This window comes from Mitsuaria sp. CC2 (assembly GCF_048957715.1).
Taxonomy (GTDB): domain Bacteria; phylum Pseudomonadota; class Gammaproteobacteria; order Burkholderiales; family Burkholderiaceae_C; genus Roseateles.
On sequence record NZ_JARVXN010000008.1, the window covers coordinates 1 to 7,184 of the forward strand.

At 67.1% G+C, this 7,184-nt stretch carries 5 protein-coding genes and 1 pseudogene; all 6 read right to left on the minus strand.

Going from position 1 to position 7,184, the window contains the following annotated elements; genetic code table 11:
• Positions 1-1,053: pseudogene (locus tag PV762_RS05215) on the minus strand (amine oxidase); the annotation flags it as partial.
• A complete protein-coding gene (locus PV762_RS05220; RefSeq protein WP_421033966.1) occupies positions 1,053-4,799 on the minus strand; it encodes a chemotaxis protein CheB in 3,747 nt (1,248 codons plus the stop codon). The pseudogene PV762_RS05215 and the gene PV762_RS05220, both read right to left, overlap by 1 nt.
• 272 nt (positions 4,800-5,071) lie before the next feature.
• The gene (locus PV762_RS05225) at positions 5,072-5,575 is read right to left on the minus strand and encodes a universal stress protein (RefSeq protein ID WP_421033967.1); all 504 of its coding nucleotides are present in this window, start codon (positions 5,573-5,575) and stop codon (positions 5,072-5,074) included.
• Between the two features lie 190 nt (positions 5,576-5,765).
• Entirely contained in the window at positions 5,766-5,987 is a 222-nt protein-coding gene (locus PV762_RS05230; protein ID WP_421033968.1) for a hypothetical protein, read from the minus strand.
• Between the two features lie 181 nt (positions 5,988-6,168).
• On the minus strand, positions 6,169-6,849 hold the full coding sequence (locus tag PV762_RS05235) for a DNA-binding response regulator (protein ID WP_421033969.1): 681 nt from the start codon (positions 6,847-6,849) through the stop codon (positions 6,169-6,171).
• 90 nt (positions 6,850-6,939) lie between these two features.
• Positions 6,940-7,184 (minus strand): hypothetical protein (locus tag PV762_RS05240; RefSeq protein ID WP_421033970.1); only part of this gene is annotated, 245 nt, incomplete at its 5' end.

Sequence of the window (7,184 nt, forward strand, 5' to 3'; positions counted from 1 at the left end):
GAGCGGTAGTTCGAGATCGACGGCGAGCCGTGCTTCTCTGGCGACATCCTCGAGCCAGTCAGCGCGTCCTCGTCCGAAGTGGCCGGTCTCTGCGACGAGCATTGGCCGCCCGTAGCGCTCGAAGACGAGCCGCAGCAGTTCTGACAGCGGCATGCGCCGCGGATCCTGCAGATGCCAGTCGAGGCGGCGCTCGGTGGGCACTTCCCATTGGCTGCTGTGATAGTGGTTGACTCCGATCAGGTCGAGCGCGCCCTCATGCCCGCCGATCTCCGGCGCGAGGCGGCCCGCAAGCATGTCCAGCGACTGCCACTGATAAGACGCTGTACGTTCTGCGAGCTCTCGCCACTCTTCCGCGCCCTCTGCCGGCACGACGTGCACGACGGGCTCGATGTGCAGGAATCGAGCGTCCGGGTCGACCTCGCGAATCGCGGCCATGCCGGCGAGCGCGGCGTGCGCGAGTCTTCGTTTCATCTCGAAGCCAAGCCTGCCTGCGTCCTCGTGACTGACGTCTCCCTGTAAGCCCGCCGGCCCCATGCCGCGGGTAGCCGACGCCGCCCAAGCCAGGAAACTGATCTCGTTCACCGGCGTATAGATGCGCGGCGCTGGACACAGCGGCATCAATGCACGCGCTGCCTCCGCCGAGAAACGCGCGAATCGGTCGATGAGCCGATCGTCACGCAGCGAAAGGTCCGCAGGAACGCCGTAATGCATCAGTGTCCATAGCACCTGCAGTCCTTCGCGCCGCGCGGCGCGCGCCATGTCGCAGGCTCGCGCGAAATCCCAGCGGCCGGGTGCACACTCGCTCAGGCGCCAGCCGACGCTCTCGCGCACGCACCGCAAGCCAAGTCGGCGGGCCTCGGCGTAGTCTCCGCGCAGCAGGCGGTCATGGCCGGTCGCGCCCACCATGTCGAGGGGGTGGCCGCGCGCGTTGACGTGATCGGCGCCTTCGTAGCCCCCCATCCAGAACGAGCGGAACGGCGACGCGAGGTCGTCCGCGGAGACGCCCGCGACAGCGCGGCGCGCGACCGAGGGCCGGCCCGCTCCCGGCACCATCAGGGTCGCGGCACGAGCAGGTGCGCGAGTTCGTCGGGGTCGGCGGGCTTGGTGAGGTAGTGAGTGACGCCGGCTTCCCGGCCGCGGTCGACGTCGTCGAGTTGGCCGTAGCCACTGACCGCGATCACGACGGTGTCCTCGTGGCCTGGCATCTCACGCAGCTGCCGGCAGACCTCGTACCCGTTCATCCCGGGCAGTCCGATGTCGAGCACGACGGCGTCCGGATGGAAGTTCCGGACCTGCGCCAGCGCAGACGGTCCGTCGTCGGCGATCTGCACGTCATGCCCGGCGAGCGTCAGCAAGGCCGCCGTGCTCTGACTCGCGTCCTCGTTGTCGTCGACGACCAGGACCCGGCGCGGCGCTTTCGTGACGGGCTCGGGGACTGGCTGCGGGCGCGGCTCGGGCCGCGTCGCCTCGTCCTTGGCGTAGGGCAGTCTCACAACGAAGCGGCTGCCCTGGGTCAGGCCGGCGCTGAAAGCGTTCACCTCACCGCCATGGAGTTCGACGAGTCGGCGCACGACCGCCAGCCCGATGCCAAGCCCGCCCATGTTCTGGCCCACCGACCGGTCGGCCTGCACGAAAACGGTAAAGATCTCGGCCTGGAACTCCTGGCTCATGCCGATGCCGTTGTCCGTCACTGTCAGCACCGCTTCTTCGGCGCCGCGCTGCAGCGACACGTGGATGACACCGCCGGCGGGCGTGTACTTGATTGCGTTGCTGAGCAGGTTCGCCACAATCTGCTCCAGACGCACAGCGTCGCCATCGACGAAGATCGGATCCGGCGGCAGCGTCACGGTCACTTCGTGACGGCGCGCCTCGATGGGTTGGCGCAGCGCATCATGCGCCTGACGCACGATCTGCGTCAGGTCCAAATGCTCCATGTGCAGCGACACCATCCCGCGGCTGATGCGCGAGACGTCCAGCAGGTCGTCCACCATCCGGATTTGGTTGCGCAACTGCCGCTCGATGGTCGCAACGGCCTTGCGCCGGGTTGCCTCGTCGGCGCCTTCGTGTCGCCACAGGTGCATCGCGTTGGTCATCGCCGCCATCGGATTGCGCAGCTCGTGCGCCAGCATCGCGAGGAACTCGTCCTTCTGGCGGTCCGCCTGCGTAAGCCGGTCGAAGGCCCTGTGCTTGGTGGTAACGTCGTCGATGGTGAGCAGGATCAGCGTGCGGTCCGGCCAGGCCACACGTGCCGCGTTGAGCTTGACGGTGCGCGCGCCGATGTGGGGGAAGACCGCGCTGACCTCGTAGTCGCGCACGCGGGTGTGCTTGGGCACGAGCGTCTCCAGCAGCTCACGCAGTGCGGGGATGTTCCATTGGCCGTCGCCAAGTTCGAACAGCACGTTGTGCAGCGTCTCGCGCGGTGTGGTCTCGTAGCAGAGGTAGAAGGCCTGGTTGGCGCGCGTGACCCGCAGGTCCGTCGTCAGCACCAGCAGTGGCTGCGACATCGTCTCGATCATCGCGTCGGCGAAGTCGCGCCCCTGCGTCACCTCATCGTGCAGCGCCTCGAGTTCGCGGTTGCGAAAACGCAGCTCGTCATTGGTCGTGGACAGTTCCTCGTTCAGGGACTGGAGTTCTTCCTTGGCGGTCTCCAGTTCCTCGTTGGTGCTCTGGAGTTCCTCGTTGCTCGACTGAGTCTCCTCCTCCAGCGCCTTGAGCGACTCCATCGCGCGATCGTGTTCCTCGAGCATGACGCGGGTCTGCTCGCGCGTGGCGCGCAACTCCTCGGCCAGGCGCCGTATCTCTCTGCGGTCCGCGTCGTTGCGACGGCCGCCACCTTGGCCCAGGCGCGCGAACACGGCGGCTCTGACGGCCTGCGTGATCCCCGCCTGGGTGGGGGCGGTGTCGCCCGGCGGCACGACCTCCTCGGACAGGATGAAGAACACGAGGAACCAGCGCGGCTCCGCTTGGTCGGGGTACAGCGGCACGACCTCGATCGCGGCCTCGCGGGACTGGCCGGGGCCGGTCTCGACGCGAAGTCCGTCTCGGCGCACGGGCGCGGAGTCGGAGCGTACGCGGCGCAGCGCTTCGCCGACCGCGCTGAACACGCCAGGCCGGGCCAGGCGCTGGAGCTGCTGCGTCGGTGCGCCCGGTGGCAGCGAGAGGAATGCGCTGGTGTCGCCACGGAACTCAAGCACATTGAGGTCGTCATCGCATAGCACGCTCGGCGGCGTGAAGCGTGCGATCGAGACGCGCTCGATCTCGCGCCGCAGCCCGTCGCGATCCGAGGTCGCGGACACCCCGGCCCGGCGCATCCCCGGCAGCGCCGCTGTTGACGCTCGCACCGGCCGGCCGATCGCGGCGAGGATGCGGTGCGGCACGGCGCGCTTGAGGAACAGCTTGGTGCGCTTGTTGTCCAGCGCGCTGAAGAGCTCGGAATAGGCGCCGACGCTCTCCGACAGGCCCAGCATCAGGAGACCTTCGCGCTGCAGCGCGAAATGAAAGGCCGGCATGACGCGTTTTTGCAGCGTCGGATCCAGATAGATCAGCAGGTTGCGGCAGCTGATCAGGTCGATCCGGGAGAAGGGCGGGTCGTAGGCGACGTTCTGCCGAGCGAACGTGCAGCAGTCCCGCACTGGCTTCGACACCCGGTAGTGATCCCCCTCCTGGACAAAGTAGCGGGCCAGGCGTTCGGGGGTGACGTTGCGGGCGATGTTCTCGATATAGCGCCCGCTGCGCGCGGTTGCCAGCGACTCCTCGCTCACGTCGGTGCCGAAGATCTGCACCTCCCGGTTCGGTGCGTGTTCGGCCAGATGCTCCAGCACGCAGATCGCGATGGAGTAGGCCTCCTCGCCGGTGGCGCAGCCGGGGACCCAGATGCGAAGGGGCAATGACCCGTCCACGTGTCGCAGCAACCGCGGCAGCGCGGTGTCGGACAGGGCGGCGAAGGCGTCGGGGTCGCGGAAGAATTCGGTGTAGCGGATCAGCAAGTCGCGGCACAGCGCCTGCGCCTCAGCCGGGTCCGCCTCCAGCACCGGCAGGTATTCGCCCAGGTGGTCCAGACTGCGCAGCGCGAGGCGGCGTCCCAGTCGACGCTCGATCGTGCCGCGCTTGTAGTGGGTGAAATCGATGTGGCAGACGGTGTGCAACCGACGAAACACGCGGTCCATGTGGGCCACGTCGTGCGAGCCGCCGCGATCGTCGGCGTCCAGCATCTGCACGTCGAGGAAGGGGTTGCGTACCAGCCGCAGCAGCGCGGTGGCGATTTGCGCGGGCGGCAGCGTGAGGTCCACGCCGCCGAGTTCCACCGCGGCGCGCGGCATGCTCGTGAAGCGTGCCGAGCCGTCGTCCTGCGCAAAGCCGATGCCGCCGCAGCCCTTGATCGCCTGCATGCCGATGGCGCCATCCGTGCCGCTGCCCGACAGGATGACACCGATGGCTTTGCTGCCCTGGTCCTTGGCCAGAGAGTCCAGCATGTCGTCGATCGGCATGGGCGGGCCCAGGGTCTCGCCGCGAGGTCTGAGCACCAGGCGGCTGTGTGCCACCGTCATGCTCGTGTCGGGTGGGATGACGTAAACGTGGTTCTCCTCGACGAGCTGGCCGTCCGCCGCTTCCGCGACGGTTAGCGGCGTGCGCTGGGCAAGTATTTCCGCGAGCAGGCTGGGATGCGAGCGGTCAAGGTGCTGTACGACCAAGAGCGCCATGCCAGCGTTCTCCGGCAGGTGGTGGAGCAGCTCGCTCAGCGCATCCAGACCACCAGCGGACGTGCCGATGCCCACGATGGGGTAGGCCTGCTGGGTCACATCGACGCTTTCGTGAGGGGAGGGCCCAACCTGCTCGGGTCGGAAGGGGCGCGCCGCTTGTCCCGATCGGGCTCTGCGGCTTGTGTGTCAGTCGGGTGCCATGCTACGCCACTCACGAAGGCATCGAGCGCCGCTTGTCTCAGAAAGTTCGAGAAGGCCTCAACCAATACGCCGGATACAGGTGACAAAGGCCGTGTACAGGGAGAGGTTGCTGGCGTCTTGCCGCAGCCAACTCCCGCGCCGACAACGTCCAGCAGGATGCCGCTTTGGCATCACGCTGCCGTTGCCGTCCGCTCAGATGACCACTCGGTCCGTACCTGAGGGGCCGCCTGATCAGGACGTGGGGAACGGACAAACAGGACAGGAACCGTGCTGTCCCGCAACACGAGTTCGGCATCGCTGCCGAGCAGCAGTTTGCTGAGCCTGCGTCGGCCATGCGTACCGAGCACGATCAGGCCGCAATGCTGGGCGACGGCCTCGGCAACGATGATGGAGGCGGCGTTGGATTCGACGGTCTCATGCATGTAGTAGGAGACTTGGACGCCCCGATCCTGAGCAGCCACGGCCGCTGTGGCAAGCAGCTCCTGCCCGTACTCGCGGAGGGTCCTGCGATGGTCCTCGAAGTCTCCGGCCGACTGCAAGAAGAGCGGTTCCACATCGATGACGTTCAACAGCACGATGCGTGCCTTCAGTGCACTCGCCAAGCCGAGCGCATAGGCAAATCCGGCGTCGGACGCATGGCTTCCGTCAATCAGGACGAGGATCGAGTCATACATGGTGCTACTCCTGCTTAGTCTCAGCCTGGCGGGCGGTCTCGTTCGGTCGCACGACATCTGCCCGGTCCCTTGCGCTCGGAGCGAGCCGTCCCCCTTCCGCGGTGAATGCGTCTTCTGCCCGCTCCTCGACGGAGCCGGGAGGCTCTGGCGTGTCAACTCGTCGTTGTTCAACGTTCATGCTTGTCTCGCCTCAAGCGCTCCGTCGAAGGCAAGTGACGAACGCACCATACAGGGACGGCTCTGAGGCGTGCTGACTCTTGTATTCGATCCAGACGTCGGCAAGGAAGGTTGCTTGGCTCAGTGCGATGGCGACCACCCACAGCGACATGCCCCACCCGAACGAGCCGAACGCAATGAGGACGGCACCCAGCACTGCGAGAGGCGAGATAGAAAGGATGAGAAACGCGTTCATGAACTCAACTCCGTCGATGAAGATCGATATGGCGAGTTCAGCTTGACCCAATGGTGGCTCAACGTCTGTGGGCCACCGCACGTGAGGCTTCGGCGTATCTCACGGCAACAGCCCACGAACAGCCCACGGCGGCGAGTTGCTCGCAATCGGGTAAACGATCGATCAAGTCGTGCATGACCGTTCAACAGGCTGCCAGGGAGTGCGCCTGCCGTCCGACACGCGGCTGGACGAGCGGGGCTTGCGCCAGCGCGAGCAGGCCGCGGTGCGCCGCCACGGTCACGGCGTGCGTCCGGCTTTCGGCATCCAGTTTCGCCATGATCGCCTTGACGTGCGTCTTCACGGTCCCGAGCGAGATCGCCATCTCGCGGGCGATCGACTTGTTGTTCTGTCCGCGACCGAGCAGCTGCAGCACTTCGCTCTCCCGCGCGGTCAGGGCTTCCCGGCCCAGGCTCTCGACGAGGCGATGCGCCACGGTCTGGCTCACATGACGCCGGCCTCGCGCCAGTTCACGGATGCCCGTCAGGAGCTCCTCCAGCGGGCTGCCGAGCAGCAGGTAGCCCCGCACGCCCAGCCCCATCGCCTTGACGACGGCAGTCTCGCTGGACAGGGAGGTCAGGATCAGCGCCGGCGGTCCGCCACCGGGCTTCCCGGCCCGAGAGGCATCCGCTTGTGCCAGGGCGATGCCGGTGTCGTAGTCGCACAGGACGACGTCGAACGGACCGCCGCTGGCATCGGCCTGCGCCCCGGCGTGCAGTTCCAGATCGGACTGCTGCCCGAGGGTGGCGCTCAGTCCGGCGGCGACGATCGCTTCGTTGTACAGGACCAGGACACGGATGCGTTGCGCGGATTCAAAACTGTTCATGGCGACTCCTTGATTGGGGCTGGACGGCCCACCGGCTCGTCTTGAAGGCAATCATGGAGGGCGCCGCGCCCAAGGGCCAGTTCAGCGTTGTTAAGCGTTGAGAACCGACGTTCGCCGGGGGCTGGCCCGCCGTCGGGCGGCTGCGTCGGCCGGAGCCGGCGCGTCCGTGTCGGACCGTTCCAGCAGCAGCGCGGCTTCACGCAGGTCGCGGGTGGAGAAGCCCTCGCGGAAGCGGGCGAGCACGGCCCGGAGCTCATCCCGGCGTTCATCCTGACGGTCGGCGACCTCGCCCAGCGATCTGCTCCAACGGACCAGGCTCATGCAGCCGCGGAGCT